Source organism: Corallococcus terminator (genome assembly GCF_049194865.1).
Taxonomy (GTDB): Bacteria; Myxococcota; Myxococcia; order Myxococcales; family Myxococcaceae; genus Myxococcus; species Myxococcus terminator_A.
In genome coordinates, this window is sequence record NZ_JBLZWL010000026.1 from 1 (window position 1) to 19286 (window position 19286).

At 65.3% G+C, this 19286-nt stretch carries 15 protein-coding genes and 1 pseudogene; 8 read left to right on the top strand and 8 right to left on the bottom strand.

What is annotated here, in order from left to right; all coding sequences use genetic code 11:
- Together ACN469_RS11155 and ACN469_RS11160 are read left to right on the top strand one after the other, a co-directional pair.
- A partial coding sequence (locus ACN469_RS11155; protein ID WP_498766974.1) for a M20/M25/M40 family metallo-hydrolase occupies window positions 1-2765 on the top strand: 2765 nt, incomplete at its 5' end.
- 498 nt (window positions 2766-3263) lie between these two features.
- Window positions 3264-3701 (top strand): DUF6998 domain-containing protein, encoded by a 438-nt coding sequence (locus ACN469_RS11160; protein WP_498766976.1) that lies wholly within the window; start codon window positions 3264-3266, stop codon window positions 3699-3701.
- A gap of 363 nt (window positions 3702-4064) precedes the next feature.
- Here ACN469_RS11160 and ACN469_RS11165 read toward each other — a convergent pair whose 3' ends face one another.
- Together ACN469_RS11165 and ACN469_RS11170 are read right to left on the bottom strand one after the other, a co-directional pair.
- Window positions 4065-4634 (bottom strand): imm11 family protein, encoded by a 570-nt coding sequence (locus ACN469_RS11165; RefSeq protein ID WP_498766978.1) that lies wholly within the window; start codon window positions 4632-4634, stop codon window positions 4065-4067.
- Window positions 4635-4653: 19 nt separating this feature from the next.
- Window positions 4654-5490 (bottom strand): annotated as a pseudogene (locus ACN469_RS11170) (AHH domain-containing protein); the annotation flags it as partial.
- Between the two features lie 664 nt (window positions 5491-6154).
- On the opposite strand from ACN469_RS11170, the gene ACN469_RS11175 reads away from it, so the two are divergent.
- Both ACN469_RS11175 and ACN469_RS11180 read left to right on the top strand, forming a co-directional pair.
- Window positions 6155-7165 carry a hypothetical protein gene (locus tag ACN469_RS11175; RefSeq protein WP_498766980.1) on the top strand — a complete coding sequence of 337 codons (1011 nt, stop codon included), beginning with the start codon at window positions 6155-6157 and terminating at the stop codon, window positions 7163-7165.
- Between the two features lie 58 nt (window positions 7166-7223).
- Window positions 7224-8420, top strand: a complete 1197-nt coding sequence (locus ACN469_RS11180) for a serine hydrolase domain-containing protein (protein WP_498766982.1) — start codon at window positions 7224-7226, stop codon at window positions 8418-8420.
- A 128-nt stretch (window positions 8421-8548) separates the two neighbouring features.
- On the opposite strand, the gene ACN469_RS11185 is transcribed toward ACN469_RS11180, so the two are convergent.
- The 5 genes from ACN469_RS11185 to ACN469_RS11205 all read right to left on the bottom strand — a co-directional run bounded on the left by ACN469_RS11185 (window position 8549) and on the right by ACN469_RS11205 (window position 13875).
- A complete protein-coding gene (locus ACN469_RS11185) occupies window positions 8549-9358 on the bottom strand; it encodes a VOC family protein (protein WP_498766984.1) in 810 nt (269 codons plus the stop codon).
- Between the two features lie 213 nt (window positions 9359-9571).
- Window positions 9572-9916: a hypothetical protein gene (locus ACN469_RS11190; RefSeq protein ID WP_498766986.1), complete on the bottom strand. Its 345-nt coding sequence runs from the start codon at window positions 9914-9916 to the stop codon at window positions 9572-9574.
- Between the two features lie 247 nt (window positions 9917-10163).
- The gene (locus ACN469_RS11195) at window positions 10164-11504 is read right to left on the bottom strand and encodes an AHH domain-containing protein (protein ID WP_498766988.1); all 1341 of its coding nucleotides are present in this window, start codon (window positions 11502-11504) and stop codon (window positions 10164-10166) included.
- 439 nt (window positions 11505-11943) lie between these two features.
- Window positions 11944-12513, bottom strand: a complete 570-nt coding sequence (locus ACN469_RS11200) for an imm11 family protein (RefSeq protein WP_498766990.1) — start codon at window positions 12511-12513, stop codon at window positions 11944-11946.
- Between the two features lie 21 nt (window positions 12514-12534).
- Window positions 12535-13875 carry an AHH domain-containing protein gene (locus tag ACN469_RS11205; protein WP_498766992.1) on the bottom strand — a complete coding sequence of 447 codons (1341 nt, stop codon included), beginning with the start codon at window positions 13873-13875 and terminating at the stop codon, window positions 12535-12537.
- Window positions 13876-14009: 134 nt separating this feature from the next.
- Here ACN469_RS11205 and ACN469_RS11210 point away from each other — a divergent pair, with 134 nt between their 5' ends.
- The gene (locus tag ACN469_RS11210; RefSeq protein WP_498766994.1) at window positions 14010-15773 is read left to right on the top strand and encodes a family 43 glycosylhydrolase; all 1764 of its coding nucleotides are present in this window, start codon (window positions 14010-14012) and stop codon (window positions 15771-15773) included.
- Between the two features lie 150 nt (window positions 15774-15923).
- On the opposite strand, the gene ACN469_RS11215 is transcribed toward ACN469_RS11210, so the two are convergent.
- Window positions 15924-16295: a hypothetical protein gene (locus tag ACN469_RS11215; protein ID WP_498766996.1), complete on the bottom strand. Its 372-nt coding sequence runs from the start codon at window positions 16293-16295 to the stop codon at window positions 15924-15926.
- Window positions 16296-16441: 146 nt separating this feature from the next.
- Here ACN469_RS11215 and ACN469_RS11220 point away from each other — a divergent pair, with 146 nt between their 5' ends.
- The 3 genes from ACN469_RS11220 (at window position 16442) to ACN469_RS11230 (ending at window position 19284) form a co-directional block, all read left to right on the top strand.
- On the top strand, window positions 16442-17401 hold the full coding sequence (locus ACN469_RS11220) for a TIGR02996 domain-containing protein (protein ID WP_498766998.1): 960 nt from the start codon (window positions 16442-16444) through the stop codon (window positions 17399-17401).
- 187 nt (window positions 17402-17588) lie between these two features.
- The gene (locus ACN469_RS11225; protein ID WP_498767000.1) at window positions 17589-18350 is read left to right on the top strand and encodes a hypothetical protein; all 762 of its coding nucleotides are present in this window, start codon (window positions 17589-17591) and stop codon (window positions 18348-18350) included.
- Between the two features lie 154 nt (window positions 18351-18504).
- On the top strand, window positions 18505-19284 hold the full coding sequence (locus tag ACN469_RS11230; protein ID WP_498767002.1) for a DNA/RNA non-specific endonuclease: 780 nt from the start codon (window positions 18505-18507) through the stop codon (window positions 19282-19284).
- Window positions 19285-19286 lie beyond the last annotated feature (2 nt).

Below are 19286 nucleotides of genomic sequence, written 5' to 3' on the forward strand. Positions count from 1 at the left end.
CGTCGCCGTCGGCTTCAGAAGCCACGGCGGGCTCCGCGTCCACCTCGTCCCAGACTCCCGCGCTCCCGGAGGAAGTCCGGCTGGCCGACCTGCGGCAGATGACCTTCGGCGGTGAGAACGCCGAGGCCTATTGGTCCTTCGACGGCAAGCAGCTCTCGCTCCAGGCCCGCCACGAGGGCATGGGGTGTGACCGCATCTACCGCATGGCGGTGGACCCCGCGAGCAGCGCCGCCGCCACGGTGACGCCCATCTCCAGCGGCCAGGGCGCGACGACGTGCGCGCACTTCCTGCCCGGTGAGCAGGAGGTCATCTACGCCTCCACGCACCTGGGCGGCGAGGCCTGCCCGCCCAAGCCCGACCACTCGATGGGCTACGTCTGGGCGCTGTACGACACGTACGACATCTTCAAGTCGAACGCGGATGGCAGCGGGCTGACGCGGCTGACGGACAACCCGGGCTACGACGCCGAGGGCACCGTCTGCGGGAAGGACGGCTCCATCATCTTCACGTCCGTGCGGGATGGGGACCTGGAGCTGTACCGGATGGACCGCGACGGGAAGAACGTGAAGCGGCTGACGCACACGCCCGGCTATGACGGCGGGGCCTTCTTCAACGCGGACTGCTCCAAGATTGTGTGGCGCGCGTCGCGTCCGCAGCCCGGCAAGGCGCTGGACGACTACCAGGGGCTGCTCAAGCGCGGCCTGGTGCGGCCCACCAAGCTGGAGCTGTACGTGGCCAACGCGGACGGCTCGGAGGCCAAGCAGATCACCTGGCTGAACGGCGCCGCCTTCGCGCCCTTCTTCCACCCCAATGGCCGGCGCATCCTCTTCGCGTCCAACCACGGAGACCCGAAGGGCCGTGAGTTCGACATCTGGGCGGTGGACGTCGACGGCTCCAACCTGGAGCGCATCACCCACGCGCCGGGCTTCGATGGTTTCCCGATGTTCTCGCCGGACGGCAAGTGGCTGGCCTTCTCCAGCAACCGCGCCACCGCGCAGGGCAAGAGCGACACCAACCTGTTCATCGCCCGCTGGGTGGACGACGCGAAGCCGGCCTCGGGTGCACCGTCGGCCGCCGCGGACCGCATCCGAGAAGACGTCTCCTTCCTCGCCGCGCCCGCGCAGGAGGGTCGGGGCATCGGCACGAAGGGCCTCGAGGCCGCTGGGGGACTCATCGAGACGCGGTTCCAGGAGCTGGGCCTGACGCCCGCGGGTGACACCGGGACGTTCCGACAGGCGTTCCCCGTCACCACGGCCGTGCAGCCCGGGGCCGGGACGCAGGTGCAGCTCGGGAAGACGGTGCTCCCGACGGATGCGTACACGGTGCTCGGCTTCTCCGGGCAGGGCCAGGCGAAGGGTGCGCTGGTGTTCGCCGGCTACGGAATCGTGGAGCCGTCGCTCAAGGTGGACGACTACGCGAAGCTGTCGGTGAAGGGGAAGATTGTGGTGGTGCGCCGGTTCGTCCCGGACGCTCCTGAGTTCTCCGACACGGACAAGCAGCGGCGCTTCGGTGACCTCCGCTACAAGGCCTGGCAGGCGGCGCAGCGCGGCGCGAAGGCGCTCATCGTCGTGGACTGGCCGCAGGCGCCCACGCCCGCGCCCAAGGAGTGGCGGATGCCTCCCGAGGCGACCCTGCCCGTCCTGCATCCCGAAGGCGTGGGCGACGCGGGGCTGCCGGTCGTCGTGGTGAAGCGCGCGGCGATGGAGCCGGTGATGGGCTCGTTGATTGCGCGCAAGCGTGTGGACGCGCAGGTGGACGTGAAGCTCGAGTTCGAGCAGCGCGCGGCCTTCAACGTCGCGGCGGTGCTGGAGGCTGGCGAGGGCAAGCTGCCGGGCACCATCGTGGTGGGCGCGCACTATGACCACCTGGGCTTCGGCGGACGTGGCTCGCTGATGCCGGACCGGCACGAGGCGCATGGCGGCGCGGATGACAACGCCTCTGGCGTCGCGGCGCTGTTGGAGATTGCGCGCACGCTGAAGGAGCGCCGTGCGGAGCTGAAGCACGACGTGCTCTTCCTCGCGTTCTCGGGTGAGGAGACGGGGTTGCTCGGCTCCACGCACTTCACCCGGCAGCGAGGAGACGCGGGGATGAAGCAGGTCACCGCGATGCTGAACCTGGACATGGTGGGCCGGCTGCGCTCCGGCGGCCTGTCGGTGCTGGGCGCCGAGTCCGCCGGCGAGTGGGGACCGCTGCTCGCGCGGGCTTGCGACGAAGCGCGAGTCACCTGCAACCCGAGCGGTGACGGGTATGGCCCGAGCGACCACTCGCCCTTCTACGCGGCGGGCGTGCCGGTGCTGCACTTCTTCACGGGAGCGCACTCGGACTACCACAAGCCCACGGACACCGTGGAGGGCATCAACGCGGTGGGTGCGGCGCAGGTGGCGCGCATCGTGTCCGCCGTGACGGTGGGCCTGGATGGGAAGACGGCGCTGACGTATCGCAAGGTCCCCTCCCCCACGCCGCGTGGTGACCTGCGCAGCTTCAACGCGTCACTGGGAACGGTGCCGGACTACGCGGGCCCGCCGAACGGACAGAAGGGCATGCTGCTCGCGGGCGTGCGCGCTGGCGGCGCGGCGGACCAGGCTGGAATGCTGCGCGGTGACGTCCTCGTGCGGTTGGGCAAGCACGTCATCGGCGGCGTGGAGGACCTGATGTTCGTGCTCAACTCCTCCAAGCCCGGCGAGACGGTGGAGGCGCGAGTGCTGCGCGAGGGGAAGGAAGTCCCGCTCGAGGTGACGTTCCAGGAGAGCAAGCGCCCTCGATAGACACGCGACGAGGCTCCGAGGAGCCCCAGAAGACGAGTCACAGAGCGGGCCCGGATGGCGTTCCAGCAGGACGCCCCGGGCCTGCGGCGTTTTCGAGCACTTGAGGCGGCGGGAATCGAAGCCGTGCAGACGAATTGGACCCATACTCGGACCAAAGGACGACCGTTCGATTTCCCTCTGAAACCTGCACCAGCTTGGCCACAGCAGACCTAACTTCGCTGACGCCCTAGCCTACCGTCACCCCGGTCCTGCCACACTCCGACACCCAAGACACATCCCGAGGGGGACTGCCGCGCGAACAGCAACCAACCTCGGCGTAAAGTGCAAAAAACCACGAGGAGACTACTGCCTATCAGGCGGAGGACTACACCCGTTTGCGCCCTGAGCTTAGCTATCGCGTTCGCTTTTTCCGAACGTCAGGCTGCCTATTGATAAACATCGAAGTGAGCGTTCGGACTGAGCACGCACTGAGTACGGCTATGCGTCACTGGAGAGGGAATGACTGACGAACAAATGACCGCAATCGGCGAGTTCTTTGCGGCGGCCGAAAAACTGAAAGGGCTTGGCATCATCCGTTCGGACAAGTATCTCGGCGACATTGCAGAGTTTCTTGCCGTGTCACAGTTTGGCATGACTCTCGCTTCTAGTGGCCGAGAGCCCGGGCATGATGGAATAATTGAGGGCAGGAAGGTTCAGGTCAAGTTCAACGGTGGAACCAGCAAGAACATTGAATGCGGCAATCCGGATGATTACGATGAGCTTATTGTCGTGCTTGGCCCGAACAGCATCATGCGGAGACCGGACATCACTACTCATTTTGCCATTTACCGGATTCCCAGTGACACTGTACGGGGAAAGACACCTCACAAAGACAACAAACGCCGACTGGCAAAAGGGGACCTCCCCTCCGAATGTCTAATCACCGAGGAACCCTGATAGACATCGCACTGAGCCTTGTTCCTACATATCGACTGACTCCCGGTACGTCACCGCGAGGGACTCAGGGTCAGCGATCCACGACGGTTCCACCGGCCGCGTTGTATCCTTTCACCCTTCCATCCTTGAATTCCAACACCTGAGCTTCGACAACGAAGCCAATGGGCTGTTCGCCGCCCCGACCGTGAACTTCCGTGGGCGTGCCGATCAACCATCGCCCCCCGAATGAGCATGTTGTCCTGCAGGTCGAAGTACCGCTTTGGCATGTGGCCCATTGTGGTGGTCACCGCTGGCGTCTCATCACCGTGCATTACACTCCCGTGCACGGCAATTGGCTCACCTCAGCGACGATCGATCAGAGGATTAGACCTCCTGAAACGTCGTCCCAGTGGCGCCCATGTGCTCGAGTGCGTCGCGGATCTCCTCTCGGACAATCAACGCGATGGGCCATCCCCACGGGCGGAACACCTTCGCGTCACCTACCTGCGAAGCGTCAATCCGCATTCCCCAAACGTCTCGGTACTCACCAACCTTCTCTGGATGCCCGTTCTCTGGCGTCCACATCAGGATTTCCTCGGTGGCCTTGTCGTCAATGCAGCGAATCAGCTGGGTGGCCACGAGAATGCAGAATTGCTCCGACTGGCCCGCGACCTCGATGGGAAAGAGCTGTACGTCATCGGGAGCAAGCTCCGCGAAAACGGATGCCACCTTGGCGTGAACGACAGGAGTTGAGCGGGCCGCCAGCGAGAAGTCTAGCGCTGTTCCGGGTAGATGCATCGGGAGCTTCAACAGTCCCGGGTTGACCAACGGAGTCCCGTCGGTGAACACCCACGGCTCACGATGCGGTCGGCCTTCAGCATCAGTAGGGGTGCCGAGCAACCACCGACCTTGAATGGTCATGTCGTCGCTCAAGTCAAAGTAACGCTTGGACATGCGGACCATTGTGTCGCCCTTATGCTCCCGTCACCAGCCTATTGAGGTGGGTACCGGGAGCAGCGATGTCCTGCGCCAGGCTGTCGAGTTCCTTCGTCAGCGCTTCGCGACACTGCGTCATGGTGCGACAGGTTCGCGTTGCAGCGTCCAGGCGCCGGAAGATCCGCCGATGGTAATCCAGTGGGTGGGGCCCCTTGTGGCCTTTGACGCGAACAATGTTGGCTGGGTCGTTCAGCGACATGCCAGCCCTGTCGAAAATCTCCTGAAACCGGGGCGACCAAGGACCATCCTTGTTCGTCGACTTCCACCACTTGTTCGTGGCGATGTGGTGGTCGTGCCCCTCCGCGTCCACCGGAGCGGCAGCCGTGCCCGCCAGCGCCCAGGCCACCGCATCAGGAGCGAGTGCCACGGTGACGGCCCCACCCGACACGGCCACCGCGCCCACTTCGCCCACGAAGGCAAGGCGGAGGCCCGCGCGGTCCCCGGCCAGCACCGCGGCCTGGGCGGAACCGGGCAACGTGGGCACCTTGTTCGCGAAGCCCGCTGCCGTGTTCCCCACGGCCACCGTCGCCAACAGCACGAAGGCACGCGCCGCGTTCCGACCCATGCCCCGTCCGTAGCGCTCCCCTGCCTCGCGCAGCTCGTCAAACGTGGTCGCCCGGTCCGCCTCTTCCACCAGTCGCTTGAAGCCCTCTACCAGCGTCCAGAAGGTGTCGACCCCGAGGTAGACAATCGCTGTCGCCGTCATCACGGCAGCAAGGCCCTTGCTCACGGGCTCGGGCACCGACCAGAGGACCATGTAGAGGGTTATCGTCCACAGCGCCGCCGAGAGCGCCGCGTGCGGGTCGGCCATGCTTCGCCACCGTGAGGCGTGAAGATGACTGGCGGCCCCTGCCCCGTCTCCAAGCGCACCACGCGCCCCGAAGCGCAGCCTGTCAGTCCCACCAACAGCAGCAGCGCGGCCGCGTGATGCATTCTCATCCAGCCCTCCACCAGCAAAGGGCTCCACCTCCGAGACACGGTCAGCCCATGGTCGCGATCTGGACCTGGATGTCCTGAAACTCAAGCTTTATCCGACGCCCTCTTCCTGCGACGCTGCCCTCAGGAGGAAGTCCATGCACACCGCCCGCATCGTCATCCCACTGTCCGCATGGGCCGGCGTGTGCCTCCAGAGGGCTGCACAGCCTCTCCACCGGCTTGGCGCACAGCCCGGGGGCATCCCTCCTCTGCCCCTCTTCACCAGCCCACAGTCCTCAACACGGCCCCTATTCTTCCGATGCTCAACGCCGTGCCAACGATCTGTCAGGACGCCGGCTGTCGGTCGGCTACGCCGGAGGGGAGCCCCCTCCGTGGGTTTCACTGAAACACGCCCCTCCATCCTGCCCCCCTGCCTGCCGACGACGCTCGTGTCGGGACACGACCTGGCAGAAGGGCTGGGCCTTGAGATACCTCGGAACCTTGATTCGGCCGCCTCGTCACGAGATGCTCTCAACAGATATTTCCACGCGTAGGAGTTCATCATGACAACCTTGGCAGCGCTTCCCACGGAACAAAAGAAGATCAACTGCGTCTGGATTGGGAACGGACTGATCAGCTGCCAGTCGGCGTTCAACATCCTCAGCTGGATATCGTGTGGCTGGACCGTCACCATCTACAAGCACCCTGCCCCGCAGGTGAATGCCGACGTGAGCGCGATTTTCCACCAGGATGCCCATTCCGCGCTCAAATCCCCCAAGGTCACTGAGGAGACCCTCTCCGTGGTCTCCCTCACCGACGTTCTCGACCCCGCGACCACGGTCATGCCAATCACCCGGGCACTCCTGCGTCGATGGATTGGTGACATGGGCGTCGGCTACACCAGTTACGCCATCGGAGACTTGACCAAGTCTTTTATCGCAGGCACTCGCGCGGGCATCGTGCTCGACCTGAAAATCGGCCCCAGCCAATGGGTCCATGAATATCCGTCAAAGCCATTCACCGAGACCTTCATCAGCTTCTCCCGAGCGGGTGCGTTTGGCGTGGAGAACCAATGCCTGGGCAGCCTCAACCTTGATGTCTCAAACGAGTACGGCCAAATCTTCGACCTGAGCGCGAGCGGTCTGGAGAGCGCCACCTTCGACAAGCAAACCAATGCAGAGGCGGTTTTCGGCTCCATCACGGGCAAGCACCAACTCGCGTTCAACAAGATGAAACCCAAGTGCACGGACGTGAAGACAAAGGACGCCAGCAAATGGGAGTTCTTTGAGATTGGCCGGGACAAGAACTCAGGTCCGTTTCGCGTCTACCAGAAGCCGGGTTACTTCAACTGGAAACAGGGAGAGTACCTGGATCAGAAGAAGGAGAATCTGGTGCTTGTCGCCGAAGAACTGAAGCGCGACCACGGCACCATGAAGAACGGGCGAGTACCCGCCCCCTTCAAGCACGACAGCGACTTCTACCTTGAGTACATCCAACCCTTGGCCCATGAATCCATCAAGGACCTCAGAACGATGATTGCGGCCATCGACGAGAAGATCAAAGAAGGCAAGTAGCAATCTCCCGTTGCCCACCCATCGTCGTCCGCTCGCCGGACCAGAGAGCGCTCTCTCCGTGACGCCTCGCCGTTTGCTCGTCGGTCTTGCCTTGTGCACGTTGGTGTTGGGATGCACCGGCTTCGTGCTGCATGGCGCATTCGAACGCGTGCTGACCTGGACGCTCGATTGGAAACCGCTGGAGCTGAGTGCAGCCCAGCCGGGCTCGCGCGCGGTCGCGGTGGCTGCACCGGTCGATGGGACGGAGCGCCTGAAGCGTGCACAGCTCGCGCTCCAGGCGCCGAGTCTCACGGTGGCGGTGGCGCGCGACGGTGCCCTTCTGTGGACCGAGTCGCTCGGGTTCGCGGATGTCGAGGCGCGAACTCCGGCGAACGAGAACACCGTGTACCGGCTCGGCAGCACGTCGAAAGCGGTCACCTCGCTGCTGGCGGGGCGGCTCTTCGAGCAGGGAAAGCTCGAATGGGATGCGCCGGTGTCGAAGTACCTGCCCGGATATCCGCACGCCGGTGTCACGCCGCGTCGTCTCGCGTCCCATCAGGCAGGGCTGCGTCACTATGAGATGTGTCTGTGTTTCCCGGTCTGGGAGTATTACAGCCGGGCCTCGTACGCGTCGGTGAAGGAGAGCCTTGAGGTCTTCATCGAAGATCCGCTGATCTTCGAGCCGGGGACGCAATTCAAGTACAGCACTTACGGCTACGTGTTGCTCAGCGCCGTGCTGGAGTCCGCGGGGGGCGCTGACTTCGACTCCCTGCTGCGGCGCGAGGTGTTCGACGTTGCCCAGGTCAAGGGCGTGGGCCTCGAGCGCAATGGCGGACTGCAGCCCGATGCGCGCGGGTACGAAGTCGAAGGTGAACGCTACAAACCCGCTGACACCGTCGACAACAGTGGCAAGTGGGCGGGAGGCGGCATGGTCGGGACGCCGCGCGAGCTGGCGTTACTCGGGAGCGCGTTCCTGAGCGACGGACTGGTGAAGCCGGCCACGCGCGAATTGCTGTTCACGCCGGGAGTGCTGCCGGACGGAACGACGAATCCCTACGGCTATGGACTCGGCTGGCGGCGTTTCAAATGGAATCACAACGGCCGCGAGCTCGTGGTGCATCACCACGGCGGGGCCGCGGCCGGGTCTACGTTCTTCTGGATGGTGATTCCGGAGGAGCAGCTCAGCGTCGCCATCGCGATGAACCGGAGCATGGAGCAGGCGTGGCCCCTGGCCGAGCAGACCCTGGAGCTGATCGCCCCGATCGCATTCCGGTAACGGCCGGTTTCTTCCTGGTTCTTGGTGACCACCATGAAACTGACCGCCTCGTCAGGCTTGAACGCCGGCCCGCCGTTGAGCCCGACAAAATCGCGGCGGGGAGTTGATAATCTTCTCCGCCATTTCGCCTACCTCTTCCTTGCACCGACCAGCGCGAACACCGCACCTTGCGGATCGACCCCGCTCATCGAGAAATCGCCGCCGGGGATTTCGTTCGGACCGTTGAGCACCTGCCCGCCATGGGCCTCGATTGCCGCCTTCGCCGCGTCGATATCGGCGACGCGGAAATAGTGCAACCAGGCGGGCCCGGGGGCGCCCGCCATCATCGGCATCACCGCGCCGATCATGCCGCTACCCATTCGGGCTGCGTTTCGCCGCGAGGCATGGCTCAGGAACTCGTATTTGCCGAGCGACCCCATATCCATGTCGCCGTCCTTCACCCAGCCGAAGCGTTCGCCGTAGAAGCGCAGCGCGGCGGCGGGATCGGGGGTCATCAGCTCGTTCCACGCGCAATGCCCGATGCGCTTGCGCTCATAGGAGAAGGCGAGGCTCTCCTTGTCAGCCTGCCCCGGCGGCGGCTTGGGCGTCATGACGTAGAAGACGGCGCCCTGTGGATCGGCGACCATCGCAAAGCGCCCCTGCGGGATATCCGTGGCGGGCATCCATACCTTGCCGCCGGCCTGTTTGAGCGAAGTCAGTGCCTGATCGACATCGTCGACCGCGACATAGCCCAGCCACACGGGTCGCGCGCCGTGCTGCTGCATCCCCGCGGACAGCGTCAGCATGCCGCCGACCATGCCCTCGGAACCTTCGATCATGGCATAGCTGGGCTCCCCCTCCGACGCCCCGATCGTCCAGCCGACAACTTTGGAGTAGAAGGCGCGCGCGCCGTTGGCGTCGGGGGTCATCAGCTCGTACCAGATGAAGTCGCCGTGCATGTCACTCCTCCCGCTGGATGATGGGCACGAAGCCGCCCCAGAACATCCGCTTGCCGTCCATCGGCATGTCTGCAACGACGCCATCAACGCCTGCCCGCCGACGCGCCCGTCGAGCAGGTGCTGCTCCCACTTCAAGAGGTTGCCGACCGTGGTCGGCCATGTCGCAGCGCCCCTATGGGAGTCTGAAGGTCGCGCTCCCGATTAGCCAGGGGATTAGACTTCCTGAAACTTCGCCCCGGTGGCGCCCATGCGCTCAAGCGCGTCGCGAATCTCCTCTCGGACAATCAACGCGATGGGCCATCCCCACGGGCGGAACACCTTCGCGTCACCTACCTGCGAAGCGTCAATCCGCATTCCCCAAACGTCTCGGTATTCTCCAACCTTCTCAGGACGCCCGTCCTCTGGCGTCCACATCAGGACTTCCTCGGTGGCCTTGTCGTCAATGCAGCGAATCAGCTGGGTGGCCACGAGAATGAAAAACGGCTCGTGCTGGCCTCCAATTTCCACGGGCAGCGTCTGCACTTCCTTGGGAGCAAGCTCCGCGAGCACAGAAGCCACTCGGGCATGGACCACCGGGGCTGCGAAAGCCGCAAGTGAGAAGTCAAGTGCCCTTCCGGGTACGTCCAGGGGAAGCGTCAAGCGACCCAGGTCTGGAAGTCGCTGCCCCCGATAGAACATCCATGGGTCGTTCACCTCCCGTCCTTGAACGTCGGTTGGAGTGCCGAGCACCCACCGACCCGGAACAGTCATGTCGTCACTCAACTTGAAGTACCGACGGGGCATGGGACTCATTCTGGTTCGGTTCCTAGGTGCCCGTCACCAGCTTGTTGAGACTGGTACCTGGGGTGGAGACTTGCCGCGCCAGCTTGCCGAGTTCGGCGGTCAGCACCTCGCGGCATTGCGCCATTGTGCGGCACCCACTCGTCGCAGCAGTCAGACGCTCAAGAATTCGATCGTGGTATGCCTGCGGGTGGGGTCCTTTGTGGCCCTTGACGTGGACGATGTTGGCCGGGTCATCCAGCGACATGCCCGCCTTATCGAAGATCCTCTGGAACTTGGGTGACCAAGGACCCTCATTGTTCGTCGACTTCCACCACTTGTTCGTGGCGATGTGGTGGTCGTGCCCCTCCGCGTCCACCGGAGCGGCAGCCGTGCCCGCCAGCGCCCAGGCCACCGCATCAGGAGCGAGTGCCACGGTGACGGCCCCGCCCGACACGGCCACCGCGCCCACTTCGCCGACGAAGGCGAGGCGGAGGCCCGCGCGCTCCCCGGCCAGCACCGCGGCCTGCGCGGAGCCGGGCAACGTGGGCACCTTGTTCGCGAAGCCCGCAGCCGTGTTCCCCACGGCCACCGTCGCCAACAGCACGAAGGCACGCGCCGCATTCCGACCCATGACCCGTCCGTAGCGCTCCCCTGCCTCGCTCAGTTCGTCAAACGTGGTCGCCCGGTCCGCCTCTTCCACCAGCAGTTTGAAGCCCTCTACCAGCGTCCAGAAGGTGTCGACCCCGAGGTAGACAATCGCTGTCGCCGTCATCACGGCAGCAAGGCCCTTGCTCACGGGCTCGGGCACCGACCAGAGGACCATGTAGAGGGTTATCGTCCACAGCGCCGCCGAGAGCGCCGCGTGCGGGTCGGCCATGCCCTTGAATGCGTCCAACATCTCTTCCAGGACCACGCCTTGGGCCAGGGCCATGGTCAACGCATAGCGCCCGTCTCCACTCACGGTGGGGCTGTCCACCAGCAGCCCCAGGCAGTCGCCCTTGCGTCCAGTGCGCTCGCACCAACGCAGGTAAGCCCGCGACAGCTCCACCTCGGCGGTCGGCATGTCGGAAGCCAGCGCGTCCCCGTCCAGTGGCGTCATCTGCCGGGTGCGTGGGTTGAAGAGGTACGCGCCGCCACGGGCCTCCACGCCCAAGAGGTTCCGCGCAGCCCGTTGAGGATTCGCCGACGTCCGAATCTCCCGCGCCAACCGCGCCACGGCCTCTTTGAACTCGCGCCGCTCCAGCTCCACCGGTCCGGCTTCGCCACCGTGAGGCGTGAAGATGACTGGCGGCCCCTGCCCCGTCTCCAAGCGCACCACGCGCCCCGAAGCACAGCCTGTCAGCCCCACCAACAGCAGCAGCGCGGCCGCGCGATGCATTCTCATCCAGCCCTCCACCAGGCAAGGGCTCCACCTCCGAGACACGGTCAGCCCATGGTCGCGATCTGGACCTGGATGTCCGGAAACTCAAGCTTTATCCGACGCCCTCTTCCTGCGACGCTGCCCTCAGGAGGAAGTCCATGCACACCGCCCGCATCGTCATCCCACTGTCCGCGCTCTTCCTGGCCATCGTTGGGTGTGGAGGTCTCCGGCCCGCTTTCCGCTCTCCTCAGCGCGGGAACGGGGCCGAACTGCGTCGATGGCCAGATTTCCGCACCCGGCGATGACCACCTACGTGACCAGATTCCCGCGCTCCTCGATGACCGCCAACAACGCGCCCGTCGAGCAGGTTCTGCGCCCACTTCAAGAGGTTGCCGACCGTGGTCGACCAGGTCGCAGCGTCCCCATGGCTGTCTGAAGGGCGCGCTCCCGAACGGTCAGTGGATCAGACTTCCTGAAACTTCGTCCCGGTGGCGCCCATGCGATCAAGCGCGTCGCGAATCTCCTCTCGGACTATCAAGACGATGGGCCATCCCCAGGCGCGGAAGACCTTCGCGTCGCCTACCTGGGAGGCGTCAATCCGCATTCCCCAAACGTCTCGGTACTTTCCAACCTTCTCTGGGCGCCCGTCCTCCAGAGTCCATTTCAGGACCTCCTGGGTGGCCTTCTCGTCGATGCAACGAATCAACTGGGTAGCAACGAGAATGAAGAACTGCTCCGACTGGCCCTCAATCTCCACGGGCAGGGTTTGCACTTCTTCGGGAGCGAGCTCTGAGAACACGGAAGCCACTCGGGCGTGGACCACAGGGGCCGCGAATGCCGCGTGCGAGAAATCAAGCGCCTTGCCTGGCACTGTGATGGGGAGCGTCAAGGGGCCCAGGTCCGGGAGTCGCTCGCCCCGATAAAACATCCACGGGTCCTCCACCTCCCGCCCTTGAACATCTGTGGGGGTGCCGAGCAACCAGCGCCCCCCACCGCGCATGTCGTCCGTCAGGTCGAAGTACCGCTTTGACATGAGCCCATTGTGGCGCCGCATCTACGTGCCCGTCACCAGCTTGTTGAGCCTGGTGCTCGGAGTGGCGATCTGCTGCCCCAACCGGCTGAGTTCGGCTGTCAGCGCCTCACGGCATCGCTGCATGGTGCGACACCCCTCGGTTGCGTCAGCCAGGGTCCGGAAAATACGCTGATGGTACTCGAGTGGGTGGGGCCCCTTGTGGCCTTTGACGCGAACAATGTTGGCTGGGTCGTTCAGCGACATGCCAGCCCTGTCAAAAATCTCCTGAAACCGGGGTGACCAAGGACCTTCCTTGTTCGTCGACTTCCACCACTTGTTCGTGGCGATGTGGTGGTCGTGGCCCTCCGCGTCCACCGGGGCGACAGCCGTGCCCGCCAGGGTCCAGGCCACCGCATCAGGAGCGAGTGCCACGGTGACGGCCCCACCCGACACGGCCACCGCGCCCACTTCGCCCACGAAGGCAAGGCGGAGGCCCGCGCGGTCCCCGGCCAGCACCGCGGCCTGCGCGGAGCCGGGCAACGTGGGCACCTTGTTCGCGAAGCCCGCTGCCGTGTTCCCCACGGCCACCGTCGCCAACAGCACGAAGGCACGCGCCGCATTCCGACCCATGACCCGTCCGTAGCGCTCCCCTGCCTCGCTCAGTTCGTCAAACGTGGTCGCTCGGTCCGCCTCTTCCACCAGTCGCTTGAAGCCCTCTACCAGCGTCCAGAAGGTGTCGACCCCGAGGTAGACAATCGCTGTCGCCGTCATCACGGCAGCAAGGCCCTTGCTCACGGGCTCGGGCACCGACCAGAGGACCATGTAGAGGGTTATCGTCCACAGCGCCGCCGAGAGCGCCGCGTGCGGGTCGGCCATGCCCTTGAATGCGTCCAACATCTCTTCCAGGACCACGCCTTGGGCCAGGGCCATGGTCAACGCATAGCGCCCGTCTCCGCTCACGGTGGGGCTGTCCACCAGCAGCCCCAGGCAGTCGCCCTTGCGTCCAGTGCGCTCGCACCAACGCAGGTAAGCCCGCGACAGCTCCACCTCGGCGGTCGGCATGTCTGCGGCCAGCACCTCCCCCTCCAGCGGCATCATCTGCCGGGTGCGTGGGTTGAAGAGGTACGCGCCTCCACGGGCCTCCACGCCCAAGAGGTTCCGCGCAGCCCGTTGAGGATTCGCCGAGGTCCGAATCTCCCGCGCCAACCGCGCCACGGCCGCCTTGAACTCGCGCTGCTCCAGTTCCACCGGTCCGGCTTCGCCACCGTGAGGCGTGAAGATGACCGGCGGCCCCTGCCCCGTCTCCAAGCGCACCACGCGCCCCGAAGCGCAGCCTGTCAGCCCCACCAACAGCAGCAGCGCGGCGGCGCGATGCATTCTCATCCAGCCCTCCACCAGGCAAGGGCTCCACCTCCGAGACACGGTCAGCCCATGGTCGCGATCTGGACCTGGATGTCCGGAAACTCAAGCTTTATCCGACGCCCTCTTCCTGCGACGCTGCCCTCAGGAGGAAGTCCATGCACACCGCCCGCATCGTCATCCCACTGTCCGCGCTCTTCCTGGCCATCGTCGGGTGTGGAGGCGAACCGTCACCAGCACTGGAAACCCAACAGGAGGAAGTCTCGACAGCACAGGCCCTGGCCGGGGTCTGTGACGGCGTCACCTGCAGCGGTCATGGCGTCTGCCGTGACGAAGCAGGCACCGCGCGCTGCGCCTGTGACGAGGGATTCACCGATGCCGCCTGCGCCACGCGCGGCGGCGACTACGGGCGGCGCACGCTGCTCGTCCCGGGGCTGGCCGACCCCGACGTCTACAAGGAACACGACGACCTGTTCTTCCTCGCCGGCACCGGTAACGGTTGGCAGCTGCCCATCTACGAGACGCGAGACCTCTCAAGCTACCAGCTCAAGCGCTCCTATGACCCATCCGTGGCAGACCCCGTGTTTGACTATTGCTTCCTCTGGGCGCCGGACCTCGGCAAGCACGACGGGGTGTACCAGCTGTACTTCTCCGCGCACCGGGTCCCCAACGGCGCCGCGTGCCCCCCGTCCGGCCAGGAGGTGACGACCTTCGTGGCCACCGCGCCCGACCTGAACTTCCAGTTTGGCGTCCCCCAGCCCATCAACGCCAACACCACGTGGCCCCGCACCTCCACCGGTACGGCGTGCCTGCCGCAGGGCTGCAACCGGAACATCCGCATCGACTCGGCCACGTTCAATGACACGTCGGGCCGCTGGTTCTTCTATGTCTGGTTCGACCGGGGCAACAACATCTCCTCCTTCAACACCGCCGCTCCCGGCACCGTCTTCAACCACGCGGGTCCGGCTGTCTTCTCGACGCCCGCCTACGAGGAAGGCATCAACGAGGCCCCCGAGGTCTTCAAGCGCAATGGCCTGTACTACCTGCTCCTCAGCGGCGGTTGGTACAACAGCCAGTACGCCATGTATTACATCATGGGGGACTCCATCCCCCAGCTCACGCGGGCACGAGCGGTGCGGCGGCTCTCCCAGCCCCTGCGCAACACCGCCGGCAGGCTCGTGCAGAGCCACGGCCACAACGTCATCGTCGAGCGCCGGGGTGAGTACTTCAACGTCTTCCACGTTGGCGCCTTCGACGCCGCGGGCAACCTCACCGGGCGCAGCACCTACAAGCAGCGCGTCGCCTTCAAGCCGGACGGCTCGCTGCACTCACTCAACCAGGTGAACGTCCGGTGGAACAAGCTGACCGGTTACAGCTACTCGCTCGACGTCGTGCTGCGCGACGGCACCGTGGTGGGCCCGTGCCTGTCCGTGGCCGTCCTGGGACAGGCCAACAAGACCGTCTTCGACGGCGTGTGCCGCAGCGCCGGGGACCGCGTGGTGACCAAGGGCGACATCGCCGCCTTCCGCATCTTCTACTCGAACAACAACGTCTGGGGCCCCTCCGTCGAGCGGGCCTATGACGGCATCTCCGACGACGTCGCCCTGGACCTGCCCGGTGGCTACACGCCCTTCGTGGACCTGAGCTGGAGCGAGGAGGAGACCACCGCCCAGTACTCCATCGACGTGCAGCGGCGAGACACCGGCGCGTGGATTGGCCCCTGCATTGGCGTTGGCGCCGTCAACAAGAGCCTCTCCTGGACCTACCAGGGCCGCTGTGACACGCCCGGCATCAACGTGCCCTCCTCCAACATCCAGGCCTTCCGCATCTGCTCGGCGGTGAATGGCGACTGGGCCCGTGCTCGCTGCGGCGCCACGCCGTATGACGGGCGCGCCATGCAGTCGCACATCGTCATCCCCTGAACCGCCCGCGGCGCCCCGCCGGTCACCGCGGTCATCAGGACGATGACGCCAGTCACCACCGCGTCCAGCGGGCTCCACGAACTTCCTCGTGAACGCAGACAGGCTCCGAGGCCCCGAGCAGTTCACCTCTCGGGGCCTCGCCTTCGCTCCTCAGTTCCAGATCACCGTCGAGGAGTCGTTGGGCGCCACACCGCCACGGCAGTAGGCGAAGAAGGACCAGGTCGACTTCATGCTGGGCTTCCACCACACGTCCCAGCCGGTGGAGATGGGAATCGCGAGCGAACCCTGGACGGCATAGACGTCGACCGAGCCAGCGGCGACCGGCGTGCCCCAGCCGTTGTAGAAGACGCCGATGTGAACGTTCGTCCCGTTCGCGACGGTGAGGTTCTGCGTCCACGGCGTCGACGTGTTGGGCTGCACACGCACCTGGATGGAGCTGTAGGGGCAAGCGGCCTCGGCGGCCAACGGCGCGCTCACGGCCGCCATCAATCCCATCGTGTACATCAGGCTCTTCGTCTTCATGTGTCTCTCCTGCCTGCGAGATTGAGCGATAGACGTCGCGTGCAGGCGAGGCATGTTAAACACGAAAAGCAGCTTTTACTGAATGGCGACCTGGTGACTGAAGAAAGGTCTGTGTGGCCGCCGCGGTGATTTGCTGCCTCGGTAAGGTGCTCGAGAATCCAGCGGATGACGAGGCCCGCGCGGTGCTGGCCGACGCACTCCTCGAAGAAGGCCATCCCCGGGGGGAGCTCATCGCGCTCCAGCTCGAAGCCACGCGGCGCCCACTCACTCACGCCGAGAAGAAGCGGGAGCGGGACATCATCAAGACGGCGCGAAAGGAGCTGCTCGGCCCACTCGACGCGGTGCTCAAGGTCCAATGCCGCTTTACGCGCGGGTTCCTGTCCCACGCCGCCCTGAAGCAGAGCATGTCCTACGCCCTCTCGCGCGCCCAGGTGACGGTGGTCGGTCATCCCCTGTGGGCCACGGTGGAACACCTGGAGGGACAGGGCGACGAGGACATCACTCCACACCCGGTCATGAAGTCGTTGCGCTCGCTCGCGCACAGCCAGGTGCACCTCGGGACACTGGCCGAGCTGCCTCGCCTGGAAGCCCTGGTCTCGTTCGCATATACGGAGCAGTGGTCCACGCTGGCCCAAGAACCTGACGCCTTCCCGAGGCTCCGGCGGCTCGACCTCTCCACCTCCCCCCAATACGCGCGAGACCTCCTGACGTCGCCCCTCGCCGCACGCCTGAAGCAACTCCAGCTCCGCCTGAATCTGTCCGAGGACAACCGTCGCGTCGCCGAGGCCTCGATGGCCCTCTTCAGCCTCGTCCCCAAGCTGAAGGTCCCCGACCTCACCCTCCGGCTGGTCCTCCACCCTTCCAGGGACTGGTGCAGCGGCTTCCGCTTCCTGAGGGAGCCCTCCGGCCGACACTCTGTCCACGTCTTCACCACGGCGATGAAGAGCTCCCATGAGCGCCTCGCCCAGGCGGACGTTCTGTCGGGGTTGGAGCGGGCGGCCCGACTCAAGCCCGCGAAGCTCACCGTGGCGCACCGGCTCCGCACGAACCTGCGCCGCGCCGTCGAACAACGGACGCGGGAGCTGGGCGGCACGCTGGAGTCCTGATGGCGGTGGGCGAGTAGCGGCCGGGTCTCATCGGGGCCGATTTTTCGGCAATCGCGGAAGCATCGCGCACATCGACGAAACCGTGAAAGGGACACGACCGAAGCCAATGGCTGCCGGCGTATTTCTTTTGTCACCGAGTCGGGCCGGCCCCTCTCAGCGGCACACACATCTTGAACGGAGAATCCCTGTGCGCGTTGTCTCGTTCCTTGCCTTCCTTCCTCGCTTGCTCGCTCTGGGTCTGAGCCTCATCGGTGCCCAGGCGCTCGCGGGGTATGCGCCCTACGCTGACGGTTATGTCCTTCACGCCTCCGACACCTCGAACCGCTATGTGGTCGCGGGTGGCGCGAGGTTCTTCATTCCCCCCGCGGAGTGGAGCAACTACGCCTTCGCCCCCATTGCGGCGCAGACCCAGGCCACCATCAACTCCTATGAGGTGTTTCCCCAGGACGGCACGCTGATCCTCGAGCTCAGCGAGTCAGCCATCTACGTCGTGGTGGGAGCCAGGGCCTGGTGGGTTCCCAATCCCACGGAGCTGGGCTTCTGGGATGACACCACCAGCGTCAACGTCGTCCCGAACGGGTCGCGGGACGTCTTCCTCAACCCCGTGTACAGCGCGATGATCAAGGACCGCACGTCGAGCGACGTCTATCTCTTCGTGGCGGGCGCCAAGTTCCCCGTCACCGACCCCGCGGACCTCGCCTACTTCGGGGGCTCGTCCGCCGTGAAGGTCGTTCCCCTGGGAACGGTGGGCCAATACGGCAATGAGGTGTATTGCGGAACGCTCCTCCGCGAGCGCTCGAGCAGCACCGTGTATTACATGGGCTATCACTCCAGCACCTCGCCTATGTACAAGGGCGTCGCGACCGGAGTCACCGCGGATGGCGTCGTGCCGGATGGCGCGCTCTCCTCGTTCTCGCTGTACCCCGGCATCCCGTCCTGCATCTGGTAGCGCGTTGACTCGGGGGGCCGGAAGTTCGCCGGCCCCCCTCTTCCTGGAGCCACGGAGCCGCAGTTCACCAGAAATTCACGTATTGCGATTCTCTCTTTCTTGGTAAACGAGGCCGCGAAGGTGGTGAACCCCGGCTCTGGAAGGAACCAAGAGAATGCGCACCCTGAACAAGCTTTCCGTCGCGGCGGTGTTTGTCCTGTGGCTCGGCGGTTGCGGCGCCACGGACGCGGACCTGGGCGGCGATGGCGTCGCCCGTCAGCTGGAGCAGGACTTCGGTGGCCCGAGCGGCCTCATGGAGTTCTTCGACCGCCACACGGAGGAGGAGATCCGGGAGGCGCTCAGGCCGTACGGCGCCGGCTACGTCACCCACGGGGAGGTCTCCCAGGCCGCCATCCGAGACTGCCCCAAGAACTTCCCTTCGAGCGACCGGAACATCTGGCACAACTTCGACGGCGAGTACTACTTCATCGACACCGCGGGCCGACCGAGCCGGGCGTACAAGAACCTGCCGGCCATCGTCGCCGCGCCGCGCATCGACGCCTGTCAGACGAGCGTCGGGCAGTGGGGCGACGCGGAGAACGCCAACAACGACTATGACGGGGGGCACCTCATCGGCTCGCAGCTCGGGGGCTGGGGCGGGCGGGCGAACCTGGTGCCACAGGATGCCAACTTCAACCGTGGCAACTGGGTGCAGCTCGAGAACAAGATGGCCAAGTGCGGGAGCCTTCCGAGCGGCCGGTTGCGCTACACCATCGGCGCGAACTACCCGAACTCCACCACGCTCATCCCCAACAACATGACGATGGAGCTCAGGAACCAGTCCTCGGGCGCCAGCGTTTCGCTGTCCTTCACGAACACGGACGGCGGCGGCTCGAGCGGCACCGCCACTCGGACCCGAGGCGTGGACTGGCTGACCAGCCAGGGCTGCAACTGACG

Excerpts from the sequence above, each read along its gene's own strand:
- ACN469_RS11195 (WP_498766988.1), bottom strand. The coding sequence starts at position 11,504 with ATGAGAATGCATCGCGCGGCCGCGCTGCTGCTGTTGGTGGGGCTGACA.
- ACN469_RS11215 (WP_498766996.1), bottom strand. The coding sequence starts at position 16,295 with ATGAAGACGAAGAGCCTGATGTACACGATGGGATTGATGGCGGCCGTG.
- ACN469_RS11185 (WP_498766984.1), bottom strand. The coding sequence starts at position 9,358 with ATGCACGGCGACTTCATCTGGTACGAGCTGATGACCCCCGACGCCAAC.
- ACN469_RS11230 (WP_498767002.1), top strand. The coding sequence starts at position 18,505 with ATGCGCACCCTGAACAAGCTTTCCGTCGCGGCGGTGTTTGTCCTGTGG.
- ACN469_RS11160 (WP_498766976.1), top strand. The coding sequence starts at position 3,264 with ATGACTGACGAACAAATGACCGCAATCGGCGAGTTCTTTGCGGCGGCC.
- ACN469_RS11175 (WP_498766980.1), top strand. The coding sequence starts at position 6,155 with ATGACAACCTTGGCAGCGCTTCCCACGGAACAAAAGAAGATCAACTGC.
- ACN469_RS11205 (WP_498766992.1), bottom strand. The coding sequence starts at position 13,875 with ATGAGAATGCATCGCGCCGCCGCGCTGCTGCTGTTGGTGGGGCTGACA.
- ACN469_RS11165 (WP_498766978.1), bottom strand. The coding sequence starts at position 4,634 with ATGTCCAAGCGTTACTTTGACTTGAGCGACGACATGACCATTCAAGGT.
- ACN469_RS11210 (WP_498766994.1), top strand. The coding sequence starts at position 14,010 with ATGCACACCGCCCGCATCGTCATCCCACTGTCCGCGCTCTTCCTGGCC.
- ACN469_RS11200 (WP_498766990.1), bottom strand. The coding sequence starts at position 12,513 with ATGTCAAAGCGGTACTTCGACCTGACGGACGACATGCGCGGTGGGGGG.